Raw genomic sequence first — 19,240 nt, forward strand, 5'->3', positions numbered from 1 at the left:
TCCTTTCCGGGTGGTTCAGGGGGTGCCGGGGCGGGGGGCGGGGGCGGCGGTACCGACCCGCTGCCCGGCGGTGGCGCCGGGCCCGACCGCCTGGTTGGTCACCACGCTCAACCCGCCGGTCTGGACCACCCCGTGATTGAGGATGGTCGTCTGCCGGCTGCGGAACTCGGTGGTGTCCACACCCCGGGCGTCGAGGAGGTCGAGGATGGCGGCGAGGACGTGCCGCTCGACGACCTTCAGGTGCTTCGCGGCGTCGAGCACCTGGAAGTAGTTGTGGTAGGTGGCGCCGGCGGCCAGCTCCCGGACGCCGGTGTGGGCGCCGTAGTCGTGGCCCAGGTCCTCCCGGACGGCCTGCCGGTTGCGGGCCCGTCGCCGGTCGCGCCGCAGCCGGTGCACCGCTGCGGCGAGCAGCCGCACCGGCGCGCCGAGGGCCGTCGGCAGCAGCCGCTGCGCGGCGGTGGCGAGGATCTGCACCAGCTGCCCGGCCGGCAGCCACTCGGTGAGCCGGTCCACGTCGTGGTAGCCCTGCCGGGGCGGCTCCAGGACCGCCCGCGCGCACTCCAGGTAGAGCAGCCGGCCATCGGTGGAGAAGTGCAGGAAGGTGCTGGCCACCACCTCCCCGCCCCAGGACGGCACCAGCGCGCACAGATAGTGACGGGCCGCGCCGTGCGGGTGCGCGGCCACCGCGTGGATCTCCGGCCCGGTCATCCGCTGCCGGGGTGCGTCCTGCCGGTTCGGCAGGAAACGGGAGTCGCCGGTGAGCGCCTCCCCGCTGACGAAGACCCGGTCCTGTAGGCGCAGGCCGGCCAGCCGGTCGGTGCCGTCACCGTCGGCGGTCAACGCGGCCAGCCGTTGCCGGACGTGGTCGATCAGCTCGACCACGGTGAACGGCACGTCCCCGGCGGTGGAGCCGTCCGCCGCGACCGGACGGGCGGCGCCGTCGGCGGTACGGATCGGCAGCGCGAACGACCAGCCGGCCACCGGGGTGCCGTGCCCCACGAACGGGGCGTACCCGCCGTAGACGGTGACGTTGCCGTGCTGGGCGCGGGCGATGACCCGCCGGCGTGGCGCCGACCAACTGTCGGCCTCTCCCGGCACGGGCCGCTCCGGATGGAACCGTTCCCGGCGCAGCCGCCCCACGAGGATCCGGCGGGTGCCCAACAGGTGTGCCGCGAGCACGGCGTACGCGGCGAGACCGGCCAGCAGCGCCGGCACCGGCCGGCCGGCCAGCGACAGCCCGCCGTCCGCGGAGGCGGGCATGTCGAGCTGGACGATCAGCAGCACGCTGGTCAGCCCGACGGCGAGCATCGACAGCACCGGCAGCGCGGGGCCGTTCCGGGTCGGGCGCGACGGTGCCAGGGAGGTGCCGACCAGCATGGTGACCCCGGCCAGCAGGGTCCAGACCGGGGCGAGCAGCACCGCGGCCAGTCCCGTGACGGTCAGGGCGGCGTCGCGGCGCAGTCGCCGCCGGCGGGCGGCCAGGCAGTGTCGCACCACCGGGTCGAGGTCGAAGCCCACCGACGGCGCGACCGCCCGCAGATCGTCGTCGAGTACCTCGGCCAGCACCCGGTCGGCGAACCCGTCGTCGGTGTGCGCGGCGACGCAGAGGTAGCGGGTGGCGTCGCTGCCGGCGTCGACGTCGGTGTCGTCAGCGACGTCGGGGTCGGCGTTCACGTCGGGGTCGGCGGGCCGCCGGGGGCCCGGTCCCGGGCTCACCGCCACCGTCGCAGGTCGACCGCGTCGGAGCGGTCCTCCGTCGGGGGGCGCCGACGACGGGTACCGGCCCAGGCCACGATGACGCCGATGGCGAACCCGCCGACGATCGCCCGGTTCACCTGGTTCATCACGTCCACGGCATCGGCCCCGCTGGTGGCGAACAGGGCGTGGGCGGCGACCGCGGTGACGGTGCCCAGCACCGCGGACACCGTCACCGCGCCGAGCATGCCCACCGCGCGCACCGGGCCGGAGGGGACAGTCTCCGCGACCCGGCGCAGCAGGCCGGCGGCCACCGCCACGAACAGCACCACCCGGCCGGTCTCGACCAGCCAGAACCCCGCCCCGAGATCGGCGGAGGGCAGCAGCCACCACGGCCAGGACAGCCAGTCGGCGACGAGGTACGCCAGGAGGCTCGGCAGTTCCAGCAGCCCGTCGCCGCCGGGTAGCGCCTGCGCCCAGTCACGGGCCCTCGGTACCGTCCACTCGTTGCCGGCCAGCAGCACCACCGCGACCAGCGCGACCACCTCGGGTCGCCGGCGTGTCCCGGCCGGCGCGGTCGGCGTCGCAACGGTCAGCCGGGCGGGCAGCGGGTCCAGCGGGGACGCGGCCAGGGGGACGTCCGGTGGCGTGACCCGCCAGCGGTGTCCGTGCCGGACGTCGTTACGAAGGTCCACCCGGCCAGTGTGGTGCGGTCGACAGCCGGACGAGCACGGACTGTCCGATGTCCGGCACCGGACGTGGCGGCCTCCGGCCGGTCGTCCGCCGGCCACCGGTGGGAGGCATACTGCCGGCGTGTCCCACCCCTACCTCGACGCGCCCGCTCCGCTGGCCTTCGCCCACCGGGGTGGCGCCGCGCAGGGCGACGAGAACACCGTCGCGGCGTTCGCCCGGGCCGTCGCGCTCGGCTACCGGTATCTCGAGACCGACGTGCACGCCACCGCCGACGACGTCCCGGTGGTCTTCCACGACGCCACGCTCGACCGGCTGACCGGGGAACGCGGACGCATCGCCGCGCTGCGCTGGGCGGACCTGGCCACCGTGCGGGTCGGTGGGGCTGCCGTGGTGCCCCGCCTCGACGAGGTCCTCGCGGCGTGGCCGGAGATCCGCTTCAACATCGACGTCAAGGCCGACGGCGGGGCGCGGCCGACGGTGGCGACGGTGGACCGCACCGGGGCCGGTGACCGGGTGCTGCTCGCCTCGTTCAACGACGCCCGACTGGCCCGGCTGCGGGTCCTCGCGGGTCCGAAGATCGCCACCTCGCTCGGTATGCGGGGGGTGGCCCGCCTGCGGTGGGCGTCGCTGACCGGGCAGCGGCTGCGGTTGCCGCCGTCGGTGGTCGCCGCGCAGGTTCCGGTCCGCTACGGGCGGATGCCGGTGGTCGACCGGCGGCTGCTGCGGTACGCCCACCGACTCGGTCTGCACGTGCATGTCTGGACGATCGACGAACCTGACGAGATGCACGAGTTACTGGACCTGGGTGTGGATGGCATCATGACCGATCACGTCGGCGCGCTGCGCGACGTCTACCGCAGCCGCGGCCACTGGGCCGCCTGAACCATCCGAGGACCTGATGGCCGAGACCCTCGCCGCCCCGGCGGAGCGCACCCCACCGTCGAGTACCCGCCGGGAACGCACCGGCTGGTACTTCTACGACTGGGCGATGTCGGCGTTCTCCACCACGGTCATCACCGTGTTCCTGGGACCGTTCCTGACCAGCATCACCAAGGTGGCCGCCGGCTGCGAGCTCGGCGCGGACAACTGCTCCGGGTACGTGTACCCGCTGGGCGTGAAGGTGGCCGCCGGGTCGTACTTCCCGTACCTGGTGTCGCTGTCGGTGTTCCTGACGGTGTTCGTCCTGCCGGTCACCGGGGCGGTCGCCGACCGGTCCCGGCACAAGAAGCCGCTGCTGGCCGGGTTCGCGTTCCTGGGTGCGGGGGCGACCACCGCGATGCTCTTCGTCACCGGGGACCGCTACCTGCTCGGTGGGGCGCTGTTCGTGGTGGCGAACATCGCCTTCGGCGCCGGGGTGGTGGTGTACAACTCGTTCCTGCCGCAGCTGGGTGGCCCGGACGACCGTGACGCGATCTCCAGCCGGGGCTGGGCGCTGGGCTACCTCGGTGGCGGGCTGCTGCTGGCGGTGAACCTGGTGGTGGTGAACTCCCTGGGCGACGGCACCGCCCAGCGCACGCTGGACCTGGCCCGCTGGTCGATCGTGTCGGCGGGGCTGTGGTGGGCGCTGTTCACCCTGGTGCCGTTGCGGTGGCTGCGGGAACACCCGTCGGTGGCGGCGACCGTCGCCGGGGGCAACGTGCTCGTCGACGGGTTCCGCCAGTTGGGGCGGACCCTGCGGGAGGTCAAGGCGTACCCGCTGACGTTGTTCTTCCTGCTGGCGTTCCTGGTCTACAACGACGGCATCCAGACGGTGATCGCCCTGGCCAGCCAGTACGGCACCGAGGAGCTGCGGTTGGGGCAGACCACGCTGATCGTGACGATCCTGCTGGTGCAGTTCCTCGCCTTCGGTGGGGCGCTGCTGCTCGGCGCGCTCGCCCGCCGGATCGGGGCGTGGAAGACGGTGCTGCTGTCGCTGGTGCTGTGGACGGTGGTGATCCTCGCCGCGTTCCGGCTGCCCGCCGAGGCGCCGGTGCCGTTCATGGCGCTCGGCGCCGGCATCGGTCTGGTGCTCGGTGGCAGCCAGGCGTTGAGCCGGTCGCTGTTCAGTCAGCTGATCCCCGCCGGCCGGGAGGGCGAGTACTACGGCTTCTACGAGATCAGCGACAAGGGCACCAGCTGGCTCGGACCCCTCGCGTTCGGGCTGGTGTTCCAGCTGACCAACTCCTACCGGGTCGGACTGGTCTCCCTGTTGATCTTCTTCGTGGTCGGGTTCCTGCTCCTCGCGGCGGTGCCGGTACGCCGGGCCATCATCGCCGCCGGGAACACCCCGCCGCGCGTCCTCTGACCAAACCGATCGGCGTGGGTCGATGGGATAGGCTGCCCGACCGTGACCGACCTCGACCCCGCCGCCCCCACCTGCCTGGCCCGCCCCCTGCCGGGCGAGCAGGACACCCCCGTCTGCGCCGCCGCGCGCGGGGCCGACGGGCGGCCGCTGCACGCCGCGGCGCTGAAGTTCTTCTGGGGGCCGATGGACTGCGGCAAGTCCACGATGGCCCTGCAGATGAACTACAACCACGCCCGGCAGGGCCGCCGGGGTCTGGTCACCACCCGCATCGACCGGTCCCTGGGCCCACGGGTCACCACCCGCATCGGCCTCGCCCACGACGCCATCGAGGTCACCGACGACCTGGACCTGCGGGCCCTGGTGCGCCAGCGGTGGGCCGACGGGGAACGCATCGACTACCTGATCTGCGACGAGGCGTCCTTCTACAGCGTCGCCCACGTCGAGCAGATGGCCGAACTGGTCGACCACGACGACGTCGACGTGTTCGCCTTCGGCCTGGCCACCGACTTCCGGTCGTGCTTCTTCCCCGCCGCGCAGCGGCTGTTCGAACTCGCCGACTCCGTGGCCCGCATCCAGGTCGAGGTGCTCTGCTGGTGCGGCCGGGAAGGCCTGCTCAACGCCCGGGTCGTCGGCGGACGGGTGGTGCGCGAAGGCGAACAGGTCGTCATCGGCGACACCGTCCCCGACGCGCGGGTGCGCTACCAGGTGCTCTGCCGCCGGCACCACCGCACCGGAGACCTCGGCCCCCGCGACTGACCCGACACCCGCCCCGCGCGGGCACCGTGACCAGAACGTGATCGAGGGATCCGTTCGCCGCGCCAACCTTTCCGCGCGCCTGGCCGCTCTCCACCGACACGCGTGACGGCACCGGGCCGTCCCGCTGCGGCGATCCGGGGGGACACCACACATGCGGCTGGCGCTTCGACGGGCCCCGGGGGTGAAGGGCCTGCTCCTGGCGGCGGTGGGTGCCACCCTGGTGGCGACGGTCGCCCTCACCGGCCTCGCCGGCTACCACCGCGACGTCGTCAGCTCCGGGGTGCGCGCGGTGCTGACCGCCGCCACCGCCGAGGAACGCAGCATCCTGGTCCGGGGCGCGGCCGGCCGAACCCCGGACACCCTCGCCCAGCGCGACACCGCGCTGCGCGCCGGCGCCGCCGACGTCCTCGACGGCTGGCCCGGCACCGTCGAGGCGGCCGGCTACGCCGCCGGGCGCCAACTACGCGGCGACGTCGGTGGTGCCGTCGCCGACGACGACGGCACCGTCTACGCCAGCGTGATGTTCCTCGACGACCTCGCCGCGCACGCCGACCTGACCGCCGGCACCTGGCCGGCCGCCGGGGGCAGCCCGGTGCAGACCACCCTCGCCGAACCCGTCGCCGCGACCCTCGGCGTCGGCGTCGGCGACCGCATCCCGGTCACCGACGGGTTCACCGGCCGGACCACCGACCTCACCGTCGTCGGCCTGTGGCGGCCCCGCGCCGCCGACGACCCGTACTGGCGGCTCGCCCCCGAGACCACCACCGGGGTGCAGCCCGGCACCGCCACCTACGGGCCACTGACCGTCGACCGCGCCGACTTCCTGCGCCACTTCCTCACCAACGCCTCCGCCGGCTGGCTGATCACCCCCGACGTCGGCGCGGCCACCGGCACCGCCGACCTGCACCGGCTCGCCGACGCCGCCGACGCCGCCACCGGGCTGGCCGGCGCCGCCGGACTCGGCGACTCCGGCACCACCGTCACCGCCCTCGCCGACCTGGTCGAGCGGATCCAACGCGCCGCCCTGGTCGGCCGGTCCGCCCTGGTCACCCCGATGCTGCTGGTGGCCGTCCTCGGCGGGTACACGCTGCTGCTGGTGGCCGCGCTGCTCACCGAGCAGCGTCGCGCCGAGACCGCGCTGCTGCGCGCCCGCGGCGCCGCCCGGTGGCAGATCGCCGGCCTCGCCGGCCGGGAAGCGGCACTGGTCGTCGCCCCGGCCGTCCTGCTGGCCCCACCGCTGGCCACCGAACTGCTCCGGCACGCCGGCCGGATACCGGCACTGGCCGAGGTGTCGCTGCGCCTGCAACCCCGCCTGGACACCCTCACCTGGACCGCCGGCCTGCTCGTCGCCGCCGGCTGTGCCCTCGCCATGCTCGGACCGAACCTGCGTCGGGGCGGCAGTTACGTCGCCGACCTGGCCGCCCGGTCCCGGCCCGGCCGGCGGGGCGCGGTGCAACGCGCCGGCGTCGACGTCGTCCTCGTCGTGGTCGCCGTGCTCGGCTGGTACCAGCTGCGGTCGTACTCGTCGCCGCTGTCCGGCGCCGACGGCGGCCTGGCCATCGACCCGCTGCTCGCCGCCGCGCCCACCATCGGGGTACTCGCCGGCGCGGTCCTGGCCCTGCGGATCCTGCCGCCGCTGACCCGCCTCGCCGAGCGGTTCGTCGACCGCACCCGCGCGACCGCGGCGATGCTCGGCATGTGGCAGGCCGGCCGCCGCCCCCACGCCGGCCCGGTGCTGCTGGTCGCGCTCGCCGTCGCGACCAGCGCCCTCGCCTGGTCCCTGGCCGGCACCACCGGACGGTCCCTGACCGACCAGGCCGACCACCGCGTCGGCGCCGACCTGCGGCTGACCGAGACCGACGGCAGCGCACCGCAGGACCGGGCCGCGCAGCTCGCCCGGCTGCCCGGCGTGACCGCCGCGCTGCCCGCCTGGCGGGCCACCCTCAGCCTCGGCGCGACCGGGCAACCCGCGTCCCTGGTCGCCGCCGACGCCGGCGGTGCGTCGGCCGTCATGCGCCTGCGCCCCGATCTGGCCGACGGCTCCCCCGCCGACACGTTCGAGCAGGTCACCGCCGCCCGCGTCGACGCCCCGCACACCCTGCTGCCGGCCGGGGCCCGCCGGCTGACCGGCCGGTTCACCGGGTCGGTCACCGCCGGCGCCGGCCCGGTCCGGGCCTTCGCGGTGTTCACCGAACCCGCCGGCACCCACCGGCGGGTGCCGCTGGGCGTCAGCCGGGACGCACGACCGGTCGAGTTCACCGTCGACCTGCCCACCACCCCGGCCCGGCTGGCCGGCTTCACCGTCGACACCACCGGCCCCGCCGACCTGGTCGTCGACTGGCGGCTGCGGGACCTGCGCGCCGACGGCCACCCGGTCGACCTGACCGACGACGGCCCCTGGCACACCGTCGACCACAGCGGCACCCCCCGCGACGGCGTCACGGCGACCGCGGCCCGCGACACCCTCACCGCCCGGTACGTCCGGGACGACGGCCCGTACCGTGGCCGGGGCAACTCCGCCGTGCACCTGACCGTCACCCGCCCGGCGACCGGACGGGTGCCGCTGCTGGTCACCCCACCGGCCCTGTCCGCCCTGCGGTTGACCGTCGGCGACGACACCCGGCTGCTGCTCGGCGCCGCCGAGGTCGACGTCCGGGTCGTCGGCACCGTCGACGCGTTCCCCGGCGACACCGCCGCCGCGACCGTCTTCGCCGACCTGCCGTCGCTGCGCGACCGGATCTTCCACGACCGGGGCCTGACCCGCGACGTGCAGGAGTGGTGGCTGTCGGTGGGCGCCGACCGGCACGACGAGGCGGTGACCGCCGCCGCCGCGCTGACCGGCGTGGACGTGCTCGACCGGCAGGCGGTGGCCCGGGACCTGGCCGGCGACCCGTTCGGTGTCGGCGCGCGCGGCGCCCTGTTCGCCGCCGCCCTCGGCGCGGTACTGCTCGCCGCGGTCGGCATCGCCGTCGACGTCAGCGCCACCGCCCGCCGCCGCGCCACCGAACTGGCCGTGCTGCGTACCCTCGGTGCGACCCACCGCACCGTCACCCGTTCCCTGGTGACCGAGCAGGCGTTCCTTGCCGGCACCGGCGTGGCGGTCGGCCTGACCGTCGGCGTCGCGGTGGCCGCGACCATGGCGCCGCTGGTCATCCTCACCCCGTCGGCGGACCGGCCGACACCCCCACCCACCCTGCTCATCGACTGGCCGCCGCTGCTGGCCACCGCCACCTGCGTGCTGCTGCTCGCCGTCGTCGCGACCACCGTCGCGGCGGCCCGGGCGGGCGGACGTTCCGAGGCCGGCCACCTGCGCGGCGGGGAGGACCGGTGACCGGCACCATGACCACCCGGCACACCACCGACCGACCGCGACGCAGCGGCGGACCCGCGGCCCGGCTGCGGACCTTCGCCGGCCCCGCCGTCCTGCTGGCCCTGCTCGGCCTGGTCGCCGCGGTGCTGGTCACCGGCGCGCCGAGGCTGACCAATCACCTCGCCGACCGGAGCCTGCACGCCGACCTGGCCCCCCTGCCCCACCAGGTGCGGGACCTGACCATCGAGGTGGACGGTGGCGCCGACGGGGCCGCGCCGGCCGGGTCGGCCGGCGCCCTGGAACGGTTCCACGCCGCCCTGCCGCCGCCCCTGCCCGCCCTGGTCGACCAGCGGTGGCAGGCCGGCGCCGTCGCCCCCGACGAGGTGAGCACCTCCGGTGACGTCGGCCCGCTCGCCGAGGGCGGCACCGTGCAGCTCGGCCTGCGCACCCAGACCGGCCTGCCGGAGGCGACCCGGCTGACCGCCGGGACCTGGCCCGACACCGGCCCCGGCCAGCCCGTACAGGTCGCCGTGTCGCAGGCCGTCGCCGACACGCTCGCCCTGCGTCCCGGAACCCGCCTCGGCGTCACCGCACCCGGCCGCGGCACCACCACGCTGCTCGTCACCGGCGTGTTCACGCCGGTACGCCCCGCCGACCCGCTGTGGGCGGCCATGCCGCAGGCGGTGGAGCCGGTGCTGCCGGTCAACGACGGCGACCCGTTCGTGGCCGTCGCGGTCACCGACCCCGCCGGCCTGGCCGCCGCCGGGCGGGCCGGACTGCCCGTCACCCACTCCTGGCGGTACCGGTTCGACCACCACCGCCTCGACTCCTCCACGGTCGAACCGGTCGCCGCCGCCGTCGGCGCGGCCCGACGCACCCAGTGGCTGCCCGGCGCGACCGTGCAGACCTCCCTGGACACCCAGCTGGTGCGCTTCGGTGAGCAGCTCACCTCGGTCCGCAACCTGCTGGCCGTGGTGCAGGCCGGACTGCTGGCCAGCCTGCTCGGGCTGATCCTGCTCGCCGCCCGGGTGGCCGTGCAGACCCGCCGCGCCGAACTGACCCTGCTGCGGTCGCGGGGGGCGTCGCTGGCCGCCATCGGTCGGCACACCCTCGCCGAGGCGGCCCTGCCGCAGCCGGCCGCGGTGGCCGCCGGGGCGCTGCTCGCGTTGCTGGTCCCCGGACGTGACGGTGGCACCTGGTGGGCGCTGCCGCTGATCGCCGCCGTGACCACCGCCGCGGTGCCGGTGTTCGCCGTGGCCGGGCAGCGGCACGTCGCCGTGGTCGCCGGGCGGCAGGACCTCGTCCGGGCCCGCCCGTCGGCGCGCCGCCTCACCGCCGAGGTGACCGTGCTGCTGGTGGCCGTCCTCGGCGTGGTGCTGCTGCGTCGTCGCGGCCTGGACCGCGGCGGTGACGTCGACGGGTACCTGGTGGCGGTGCCGGTGCTGCTCGCCGCCGCGGTGGCCCTGCTCACCCTGCGGGCCCTGCCCTGGCCACTGCGGCTGCTCGACCGGGCCGCCGCCCGCGCCCGGGGTGCGCTGCTGTTCCTCGGCGTGGCCCGCGCCGGCCGGGGCACCCCGGTGACCACCGGCCCCCTCGCGGTGCTGGTCGTCGCGGTCAGCACCGGCGTGTTCAGCGCGGTCGTCACGGACACCGTCGGACGGGCCCGGGACACCGCCGCCGACCTGAGCGTGCCCGCCGACGCCTGGCTCACCGGGTACGCGTTCACCCCCGACACCGCCGCCCGCCTCGCCGACCTGCCCGGGGTGCGGCAGGTCGCACCGGTGCGCGTCGACTCGAACCGGCCGCTGCACTCCGGCACCGACCCGCAGGCCCGGACCCTCGGCACCGCCCGGATCATGGTGGTCGACGCGCCCGCGTTCGCCCGGGTCGCCGCCGCCAGTGGCGTCGACGTGGACGTGCCGGAAGCGCTACGCGCCGCCGTACGGGGCGACGGGCCGGTGCCGGCCGTGGTGTCCCCGAGCGTCGCCGCCGCCGTGGACGGCACCGCCGCCGCCGACGTGCAGAGCCGCCTGTACCCGTTCCGGGTGGCCGGGACCGTGGACGCCTTCCCCGGCGTGGACCTGGGCACCGACCGGTTCGTGGTGCTGCCCTGGCAGGCGTTGACGGAGTACGAGCACACCCCGGTCATCCCCAACCGGTTTCTGCTGGCCACCGACGGCCACGATCCGGCGGCCCTGCTGCGGGCCGCCGACGACGGGCAACGGCGGTGGCAGTCGGCGGTGCTGGGCACCGAGGTCGACGCGCCCGAGGTGCCGGCGGAGCTGCTGACCCGGCGCGCCTACCGGGACAGCCTGGACCGCACCGGCGCCAACGACGTGCTCGTCCTCGCGTTCACCATCGGCGCGGCGGGCGGCAGCGCGCTGGCCGTCCTCGCCGTCGGGTTCGCGGTGCTCGCCGACTCCCGGGCCCGCGCCCGGCTGCTGTCCCGGCTGCGTACCCTCGGCTTCTCCGAGGGGCAGGGCCGTCGGCTGCTGCTGACCGAACTCGTGCCGCTGGTGGGGGTCGCCGCGCTGGCCGGGGCCGCCGTCGGGGTGGCCCTGCCGGGGCTGCTCGGCCCGGCGCTCGGGCTGTCCGCCTTCACCCCCGGCGTCAGCGCCGGCTGGCACCTGGACCCGCTGGTCGTCGGCGCGGTGCTCGGGCTGGTCGGGGCGGGCCTGGCCGCCGGGCTGGGCGTGGAGATTCTGGTGAACCGACGGACGCGTCCCGCCGAGGCGCTCCGGCTGGGAGAGGAGAACCCGTGACCGCCGTCCACACCGTCCCGGACCTGGTGTCGTTGCAGCAGCGGGCCGCCGACCGGGCCGCCGCCCGCGCCGGGGGCGCCGACCGGCTGCGCGGCCACATCGTCTGCGACGGCCTGGTGCGCATCTTCAAGACCGACGGGGTGGAGGTCGTCGCGTTGCAGGGCCTCGACCTCGTCGTCGACCGGGGCGAGCTGCTGGCCATCGTCGGGGCGTCCGGCTCCGGCAAGTCGACCGTGCTGAACATCCTCTCCGGGCTGGACGTGCCCACCGCCGGGATCGCCCGGGTCGCCGGGTACGACCTGCTGACCATGTCGGCGCGCAAACGCCTCGCCTACCGCCGGCAGACCGTGGGCTTCGTCTGGCAGCAGACCGCCCGGAACCTGCTGCCGTACCTGAGCGCGGCGGAGAACGTCGCGTTGCCGATGCGGCTCGCCGGCCGGCGGGGACGCGCCGCCCGGCGGCGGGCGGCGGAGCTGCTGGACCTGGTCGGGGTGGGGCACTGCGCCGACCGGCGGCCCGCCGGGATGAGCGGCGGTGAGCAGCAACGCTGTGCGGTGGCGGTGGCGGTGGCCAACGAACCGGAGGTGATCTTCGCCGACGAACCGACCGGCGAGCTGGACGAGAACACCGCCGCCGAGGTGTTCGCGGCGCTGCGCACCATCAACGCGGAACTGGGCGTCACCGTCGTGGTGGTCACCCACGACCACGCCGTCGCCAGCCAGGTCCGCCGGACCGTCGCGATCCGCGACGGCCGCACCGCCAGCGAGGTACGCCGCTCCGCGCGCCTGCGCGCCGACGGCGTGGAGGAACTGGTCACCGAGGAGTACGCGGTGCTCGACCGCACCGGCCGGATGCAGCTGCCCGCCGCGTTCGTCGACACCCTCGACCTGCGCGACCGGGTCCGGCTCACCCTGGAACCCGACCATGTGCAGGTGCACCCGGGCAGCGAACGGAAGGAGCGGCCGTGAACGAGGACCTGGTCACCGTCGAGGGCGTCAGCCGGGAGTTCCCCGGCGCCGGGCAGCGGGTGCACGCCCTGCGGGACGTGTCGTTCACCGCCGGCCGGGGCGAGCTGGTGGCCGTCCGGGGCCGTTCGGGTGCCGGCAAGACGACCCTGCTGAACCTGGTCGGCGGCCTGGACCGGCCCACCGCCGGGCGGATCCGGGTGGCCGGGCGGGAGGTGAGCGCCGCGAACCGCCGGGAGCTGCTGGCGTTGCGACGCGACACCATCGGGTTCGTGTTCCAGTCGTTCGGGCTGATCCCGATTCTGTCCGCGGCGGAGAACGTGGGCCTGCCGCTGCGGTTGGCGAAGGTACCCGCCGCCGAACGGGAGCAGCGGGTGGCGGTGCTGCTGGAACTGGTCGGTCTCGGCGGGCACGCCCGGCAACGCCCGTACGAGCTCTCCGGCGGCCAGCAGCAGCGGGTGGCCGTGGCGCGGGCCCTGGCCAACGACCCGGCGCTGCTGATCGCCGACGAGCCGACCGGCCAGCTGGACTCCGAGACCGGCCGGGCGGTGATGGACCTGCTGCGGGCGGTGGTCCGGGCCCGGGGTATGACCGCGCTGGTGGCCACGCACGACCCGGCGCTGGTGGAGGCCGCCGACCGGGTGGTGACGTTGCGCGACGGCCGGCGGGTCGACGACCTCGTGCCGGCCTGACCGGGACGGGTCAGAACGGGTCGCCGCAGACCCGCCAGTCGTCGTCCTCCCGCACCACCGGCAGGTCCCGCTGCTCACTGTGTCCCCCGTCGCGGACGAGCCGCACGGTCACCGTGCCGGTGGGTCGACCGTCGCGGGTGCTCACCGACACGTCGGTGACCTGGTGGCCGGTCACCACCGGCGGGGTACGCACCCAGGCGGCGAACCCCACCGGACTCCACCGGCTGCGGGCCGGCGCGCAGAGCCGCCGGTAGGCCCGGTCGGCGTCACCGGCGGCCACCTCCGTCAGGAACGCCTCGGCGGTGTCCCGGACCGGCGCGTCGGCCTGCCGGACCGCCTGCACGTTCCACGCCCCCAGCCCGGCCACCCCGACACAGCACAGGCCCAGCACCGCGCCGGCCACCACCAGCCCGACCCGCGCGGGCCGGTGCGGACGGTGCGGACGGGACCACTGCGCCGAGGCCATGATGACCAACCGTAGAGAATCCGACACCCACCGCGCAGGAACTCACGCCTGTCGCCGCACGCGGGGATCGTCTACCGTCGACGCGAACCCCGGTCCCCCTCGCCAGGAGTGACGCATGGCCCGTTTCGTGCAGCCGGTGCCGGCCCCCGCCGACCCGTACACCGGTGACCCGCTGCTGCGGTCGTGGCTGGAGCGGCAGCTCGGCCCGGCCGGGCACGCCGCCGCCCGGGGGCGTCTGACCGCGCTGGCCGCCGACGTGACCGGGCCGCTGCGCGCCGCGCACGCCGACGCCGAGGCGCATCCACCCACCCTGGTCCGCTACGACCCGTGGGGCGCCCGGATCGACCGGGTCGACACGTCCGCCGGCTGGCGGGCGCAGCGGGCCGCCGCCGCCCGGCACGCCGTGGTCGCCCTGCCCTACCTGGCGTCGGCGCGCGGCGAGTGGGGTGCGGCGGCCCGGGTCGTGCAGCACGCCCTGCTGCACCTGTACGGGGCCGAGTCGGCGACGTTCTCCTGCCCGGTGGCGATGGCCGACGGCGCGGCGGCGCTGCTGTCGCGCCCCGAGGTCGACAGCGACGTGCGGGACGCCTGGCTGCCCCGGCTCACCGCCACCGACCCCGACGTGGCGGTGACCAGCGGCCAGTGGATGACCGAGGCGCAGGGCGGCTCCGACCTGTCCGGCTCCGACACGGTGGCCCGTCCCGCCGGGGACGGCTCGTGGCGGCTGACCGGCGAGAAGTGGTTCTGCTCGGCGGTCGACTCGGCGATGGCGGTGGCCCTGGCCCGACCGGCCGGCGCCGGTGCGGGCAGTCGGGTCCTCGCCCCGTTCCTGGTGCCCCGCTACGCGGCGGACTCGCCGCTGGCCGACGGCGGTGACCCGACCGCCGGCGCGCCGGGGGTGCGGATCCACCGGCTCAAGGACAAGCTCGGCACCCGGGCGCTGCCCACCGCCGAGGTCGGCCTGCGGGAGGCGTACGCGCTGCCGCTGGGTGACCCCGCGCAACCCGGCCTGGTCCGGGCGATGACCCTGGTGGTGGTCACCCGGCTGCACAACGCGGCCGCCGCCGCCTCCGGCGTGCGGCGGGGCCTGGCGTACGCGCGGGCCTACGCCGACGTCCGGCGCGTCGCCGGGGGCCGCCTGGTCGACTCGCCGCTGCACCGGGCCACCCTCGGCACCCTCGGCGTCGACACGGCCGGCGCGTTCGTCCTGGCCGGACACGCGTTCGCGTTGTTTGGGCGGGTGGAGGTGGGGGCCGACCCGGACGCCGCAGCCGAACTGCGGGTGGTCGCGCCGCTGGCGAAGCTCGCCACCGGGCGGCTCGCGGTCGCCTGCGCCAGCGAGTACGTCGAGGCGTTCGGCGGGGCCGGCTACGTGGAGGACACCGGGGTGCCCCGGCTGCTGCGCGACGCGCAGGTCCTGCCGATCTGGGAGGGCACCACCAACGTGCTCGCCCTGGACGTGCTGCGCGCGGTCACCCGGGAGGACGCCGCCCGGCCGTTGCTGCGTCGCCTCGCTGCCGCCGCCGACACCGCCCGCGGCCTGTCCCCCGCCCTGGCGCACACCCTGACGGCGGTCACCGAGGAACTGCGGGACACCTTCGTCGCGGTCACCGCCGACCCGGGCGGGCTGGAGGCGGTCGCCGGGGCCCGCGCGGTGGCGTTACGGGCCGCGTACGCCCTGACGGCGGCGCTGCTGGTCGAGCAGGCCGCCTGGGGTGACGAGGCCGCCGACGTGGCGGCCCGGCTGTGGGCGCGGCGCTGGCTGCGGCACGAGGAGATCGCCCTCGACGCCCACCAGCACCTGGACCTGCTCTGCTGACACCCGGCCGCCCTCGACGGGTCCGCCCCGGCGGCCGCGCCGGTCAGCCGGGGGACCGCCGGGACCGGGCCGCCCAGATCACGTACGCCGGGTCCCGGTCGAGGTTGTGCCGGTCCCGGTCGTAGCGGCGGGTGGTACGCGGGTCGGCGTGACCCATCGCGTCCTGCACGTCTTCGAGGGGGACACCCTCGGCGCGGGCGGTGGTGGCGAACGAGTGCCGCAGCGAGTGCGGGGACAGTCTCGCCCAGGCGGCGATCCCGGCGTCCCGGGCCAGCCGGCGTACCAGCCGGAACACCGAGTGCCGGTCGAGCCGGCCCCCGGTCGCGGTCACCAGCAGCGGCCCGGTCAGCTCGTGCACCGCCACGCCCTGCGTGCGCGCCCGCGCCGCCAGGTACGCGTCCAGCACCTGCCCGGTGCCCGGGGCCAACGCCCGCCGCCGGTACCGGCCGCCCTTGCCGACGAACCGCACGCTGCGGTGACCGCGTTCCACCCCGAGGTCGTCGAGGTCCAGCGACACCAGTTCCCCGACCCGCAGTCCCAGGTCGGCCAGGAGCGCCACCACGGCCCGGTTGCGGTCGGCGGTCGGGCCGGTGTCGGCCCGCGCGGCGGCGAGCAGCGCGTCGACCTCCTGCGGGGTGAGTCCGACCGTGGCCGAATGGTCCCGGTCGACGTGCGGGCGGTCGGCGCCGGAGACCGGGTTCGCGTCGACGGCACGCAGCTTGACCAGGAAGTCGTACCAGCTGGACAGCGCGGAGAGCTTGCGGGCCACGGTGGCCGGGGTGAGCGGGCGGCCGGTCCGGGCGGCCGGTGTCGCCTCCAGCTCCCGGCCGTAGGCGTTGACGTGCAGGAAGGTGGCCCGCAGCGGGTCGAGGTCGCGGCGGGCGCACCAGGTCAGCCAGGCGGTGACGTCGCGCCGGTAGGCGTCGCGGGTGTGCACGGACATCCGCCGGTTGGCCAGCCACGCCTCGGTGACGTCGAGCGGGCCGTCGGGCAGGGCGGGCGTCGGGGTGGTGCCCGCGCGTACCGGCAGGTCGGATGGCCACATGGCGGAAAGGCTCTCAGGTTCGGGCCGGGATCGCGACGAGGCGCGCCCGTACCGCGCCTGCTCGTCCGGTGACCGCACGCATTTGTCAGGCCCCTTCCCGGTCAACATAATCGGGGTACGGAACGCTGCGTGACCGGTTTGGGCCGTTGCGTCGGTGGACGCCGTACGGGAACGACCGCACCCGAGACGACGGAAGGGGACGGAGCGACGCGCCGGCAGGCCGTGGCTCCACATCAGCTATGGGAATTGACCACCACGGCCGTACGCATCGTCTGGACTGGGAGGATGCCACGCTTCGGGAGTGGGACTGCACCGTGGTGTGGTCGGATCCCGCGGATCCCGAACAGGGCATCGTGCTGGACCGTTCCGCCTTCTACCCGGGCGGGGGCGGACAGCCACCGGACCACGGCGTGCTCATCTGGCAGGGCGTGCAGACCAGGATCGTCGGCACCCGCAAGGGCGACGACCTCTACCTGCTGCCCGCGCCCGGTGACCCGGTACCGCCGCCCGGGACGACGGTCGCGGGGGCGATCGACGACACCCGCCGTTCCGCCCTGATGCGGACCCACTCCGGGCTGCACGTGCTCTGCGGTGCGGTCTTCCGTGACTTCAACGCCCTGGTGACCGGCGGCAACATGGAACCCGGCGAGGCCCGGATGGACTTCAACCTGCCGGAGGTGCCGCCGGGGTTCAAGCAGAGCCTCGAAGACGCCGTGAACGCCGAGATCGCCGCCGACCGCAAGATCGTCGTCCGGTTGATCTCCCCGGCGGAGGCCGCCGCGATCCCCGACCTGGTCCGCACCCAGTTCGTGGCCCCGCCGACCATGCCCGAGGTCCGCGTCGTCGACATCGTCGGTCTCGACGTACAGGCCGACGGGGGCACCCACGTCGCCTCCACCGGACAGATCGGCCGGGTGGTCGTCACCAAGGTGGAGAGCAAGGGCCGACAGAACCGGCGGGTCCGGATCAAGCTGGTGTCCTGAGTCCTCCGCGTCCCGCGGGCACGGCACCCACGGGACGCGTACCGACGCCCTGCTCAGGAACTGATCTCCCGGCGGCCGTTGCCGGTGCGCCCGATGGCGACCCGGCGCGGCTTGGCCCGCTCGGCCACCGGGATCCGCAGGGTGAGGACCCCGTTGTCGTAGCCGGCCTCCAGCTTCTCGGTGTCGAGGGTGTCGCCGAGGAACAACCGTCGGGTGAAGGTCCCCATCGGGCGCTCGGCGGCCACGAGTTCCACCGTGTCCCCGACGGGCCGGCGGCGCTCGGCCCGGACGGTGAGCACGTTGCGCTCCACGGTGCAGTCGATGCTGTCCGGGTCGACGCCGGGCAGGTCGAACGCGGCGTAGAAGTGGTCGCCGTCGCGGTAGGCGTCCAGGTGCATCACCGCCGGGCGGGTGGCGGTGCCGAAGACCTGGTCGGCGAGCCGGTCGATCTCCCGGAACGGGTCGGTACGCATGAGCATGGTGTGCCTCCTCGGTTCTCCTGGGCCGAAGGTCCCAAGTTGAGCCCGGTCGGCTCAACTTCTCTTCTTTGATAGCGCGTGCTCGCGACGTCGTCAAGTCGGTCCGACCACCACGCCCGTCGTGGAACCCCGGCCCCGGCGTTGACCCTCCCCCTCGGTCAGACCCCAGGCTGGTCCGTGCCGGTCACCGGGACCGGCCCGAGGAGGATGGCGACGTGAGGCTGCTGACCATCGGGGCATTCGCCCGGGCGGCACGGCTGACGCCGAAGGCGTTACGCCTGTACGACGAACTGGGCCTGCTGCCACCGGCGGCGGTGCACCCCGAGTCCGGCTACCGGCTCTACGACCCGACGCAACTCGAACGGGCCCGGCTGATCGCCCGGCTACGGCGCATCGGCATGCCGCTGGCCGACATCCGGACGGTGTGCGGCCTCGACTGCCACGCGGCGGCCGAGGCCGTCACCGCCTACTGGCGGCAGGTCACCGCCGACACCGCGACCCGCGCCCGACTGGCCACCCTCCTCGTCCAGGACCTCTCCGGAAGGGACACCACCATGTCCGACCCGACCCCCACCGTCGCCGTCCGCTGCGCCGCCGGCTGCGACCCCGGCACCGTCCGGGACAGCAACGAGGACGCCGCGTACGCCGGCGACCGGCTGCTCGCCGTCGCCGACGGCATGCGTGGCCCCGGTGGCGCCACGGCCAGCGCCGCCGCCATCGACGCCCTCAAACCGCTGGAGCTGACCGACGCGCCCGCCGCCGACCTGCTGACCATGCTGGCCGGGGCGGTCGCCGACGCCCACCGCCTCGTCCGTGACGCGGGAACCGCCGACCACCAGCCGGTCACCACCCTGACCGCGCTGCTGCGGCACGGAACCCGACTGGCCCTGGTGCACGTCGGCGACACCCGGGCCTACCTGCTGCGCGGCGGCGACCTGTTCCGCCTCACCCAGGACCACACCTGGGTACAGACCCAGGTCGACCAGGGCCGGCTCGGACCGCACGAGGCCGCCACCCACCCCCGGCGGGCGCTGCTGGTACGCGCCCTCGGCGCCGGACACGACGTCGAGGCGGACCTGGCCCTGCGCACCGCCCTGCCCGGCGACCGCTACCTGCTCTGCTCCGACGGCCTGTCGGCCGTGGTGGACCAGGCGTCCCTGCACGCCGCGCTGAAGGACACGACGACCCCGGAACGGACCGTGCAACGGCTGATCGGCCTCGCCCACGACCACGGCGCGCCGGACAACATCGCCTGCGTCGTCGCCGACATCGTCGCGGTCTGAGCCCGCCC

15 protein-coding genes are annotated in these 19,240 nt (G+C 75.6%); 10 read left to right on the top strand and 5 right to left on the bottom strand.

What is annotated here, in order from left to right; genetic code table 11:
- Positions 1 to 15 precede the first annotated feature (15 nt).
- Entirely contained in the window at positions 16 to 1,674 is a 1,659-nt protein-coding gene (locus AB0F58_RS27380; RefSeq protein ID WP_357148811.1) for a hypothetical protein, read from the bottom strand.
- 38 nt (positions 1,675 to 1,712) lie between these two features.
- A complete protein-coding gene (locus AB0F58_RS27385) occupies positions 1,713 to 2,390 on the bottom strand; it encodes a hypothetical protein (RefSeq protein WP_357148814.1) in 678 nt (225 codons plus the stop codon).
- A 118-nt stretch (positions 2,391 to 2,508) separates the two neighbouring features.
- Here AB0F58_RS27385 and AB0F58_RS27390 point away from each other — a divergent pair, with 118 nt between their 5' ends.
- From AB0F58_RS27390 to AB0F58_RS27420, 7 genes are all read left to right on the top strand, one after another.
- Positions 2,509 to 3,270 (top strand): glycerophosphodiester phosphodiesterase, encoded by a 762-nt coding sequence (locus tag AB0F58_RS27390; RefSeq protein ID WP_357148817.1) that lies wholly within the window; start codon positions 2,509 to 2,511, stop codon positions 3,268 to 3,270.
- A 16-nt stretch (positions 3,271 to 3,286) separates the two neighbouring features.
- A complete protein-coding gene (locus tag AB0F58_RS27395; RefSeq protein ID WP_357148820.1) occupies positions 3,287 to 4,672 on the top strand; it encodes an MFS transporter in 1,386 nt (461 codons plus the stop codon).
- A gap of 87 nt (positions 4,673 to 4,759) precedes the next feature.
- The gene (locus AB0F58_RS27400) at positions 4,760 to 5,428 is read left to right on the top strand and encodes a thymidine kinase (RefSeq protein ID WP_357148900.1); all 669 of its coding nucleotides are present in this window, start codon (positions 4,760 to 4,762) and stop codon (positions 5,426 to 5,428) included.
- Between the two features lie 151 nt (positions 5,429 to 5,579).
- Entirely contained in the window at positions 5,580 to 8,759 is a 3,180-nt protein-coding gene (locus AB0F58_RS27405) for an ABC transporter permease (protein ID WP_357148823.1), read from the top strand.
- On the top strand, positions 8,756 to 11,500 hold the full coding sequence (locus tag AB0F58_RS27410) for an ABC transporter permease (protein WP_357148826.1): 2,745 nt from the start codon (positions 8,756 to 8,758) through the stop codon (positions 11,498 to 11,500). Before AB0F58_RS27405 ends, AB0F58_RS27410 begins: the two co-directional genes overlap by 4 nt.
- On the top strand, positions 11,497 to 12,468 hold the full coding sequence (locus AB0F58_RS27415; RefSeq protein WP_357148829.1) for an ABC transporter ATP-binding protein: 972 nt from the start codon (positions 11,497 to 11,499) through the stop codon (positions 12,466 to 12,468). The genes AB0F58_RS27410 and AB0F58_RS27415 overlap by 4 nt, the downstream gene beginning before the upstream one ends.
- On the top strand, positions 12,465 to 13,157 hold the full coding sequence (locus tag AB0F58_RS27420) for an ABC transporter ATP-binding protein (RefSeq protein WP_357148831.1): 693 nt from the start codon (positions 12,465 to 12,467) through the stop codon (positions 13,155 to 13,157). The genes AB0F58_RS27415 and AB0F58_RS27420 overlap by 4 nt, the downstream gene beginning before the upstream one ends.
- 10 nt (positions 13,158 to 13,167) lie before the next feature.
- Here AB0F58_RS27420 and AB0F58_RS27425 read toward each other — a convergent pair whose 3' ends face one another.
- Positions 13,168 to 13,623, bottom strand: coding sequence for a hypothetical protein (locus AB0F58_RS27425; RefSeq protein WP_357148834.1), 456 nt, complete (start codon positions 13,621 to 13,623; stop codon positions 13,168 to 13,170).
- 115 nt (positions 13,624 to 13,738) lie between these two features.
- On the opposite strand from AB0F58_RS27425, the gene AB0F58_RS27430 reads away from it, so the two are divergent.
- Positions 13,739 to 15,442, top strand: a complete 1,704-nt coding sequence (locus tag AB0F58_RS27430; protein ID WP_357148836.1) for an acyl-CoA dehydrogenase family protein — start codon at positions 13,739 to 13,741, stop codon at positions 15,440 to 15,442.
- Between the two features lie 43 nt (positions 15,443 to 15,485).
- Here the strand turns inward: AB0F58_RS27430 and AB0F58_RS27435 are convergent, their stop codons facing one another.
- On the bottom strand, positions 15,486 to 16,487 hold the full coding sequence (locus AB0F58_RS27435) for a tyrosine-type recombinase/integrase (RefSeq protein WP_357148840.1): 1,002 nt from the start codon (positions 16,485 to 16,487) through the stop codon (positions 15,486 to 15,488).
- Positions 16,488 to 16,726: 239 nt separating this feature from the next.
- Between AB0F58_RS27435 and AB0F58_RS27440 the strand changes: the two genes are divergently transcribed.
- Positions 16,727 to 17,470 (top strand): alanyl-tRNA editing protein, encoded by a 744-nt coding sequence (locus AB0F58_RS27440; protein ID WP_357148843.1) that lies wholly within the window; start codon positions 16,727 to 16,729, stop codon positions 17,468 to 17,470.
- 53 nt (positions 17,471 to 17,523) lie between these two features.
- Here the strand turns inward: AB0F58_RS27440 and AB0F58_RS27445 are convergent, their stop codons facing one another.
- Positions 17,524 to 17,949, bottom strand: coding sequence for an Hsp20/alpha crystallin family protein (locus AB0F58_RS27445; protein WP_357148846.1), 426 nt, complete (start codon positions 17,947 to 17,949; stop codon positions 17,524 to 17,526).
- A gap of 215 nt (positions 17,950 to 18,164) precedes the next feature.
- Here AB0F58_RS27445 and AB0F58_RS27450 point away from each other — a divergent pair, with 215 nt between their 5' ends.
- On the top strand, positions 18,165 to 19,232 hold the full coding sequence (locus tag AB0F58_RS27450) for a MerR family transcriptional regulator (protein ID WP_357148849.1): 1,068 nt from the start codon (positions 18,165 to 18,167) through the stop codon (positions 19,230 to 19,232).
- Positions 19,233 to 19,240 lie beyond the last annotated feature (8 nt).

It is taken from the genome of Micromonospora sp. NPDC023956 (genome assembly GCF_040639195.1).
GTDB lineage: Bacteria > Actinomycetota > Actinomycetes > Mycobacteriales > Micromonosporaceae > Micromonospora.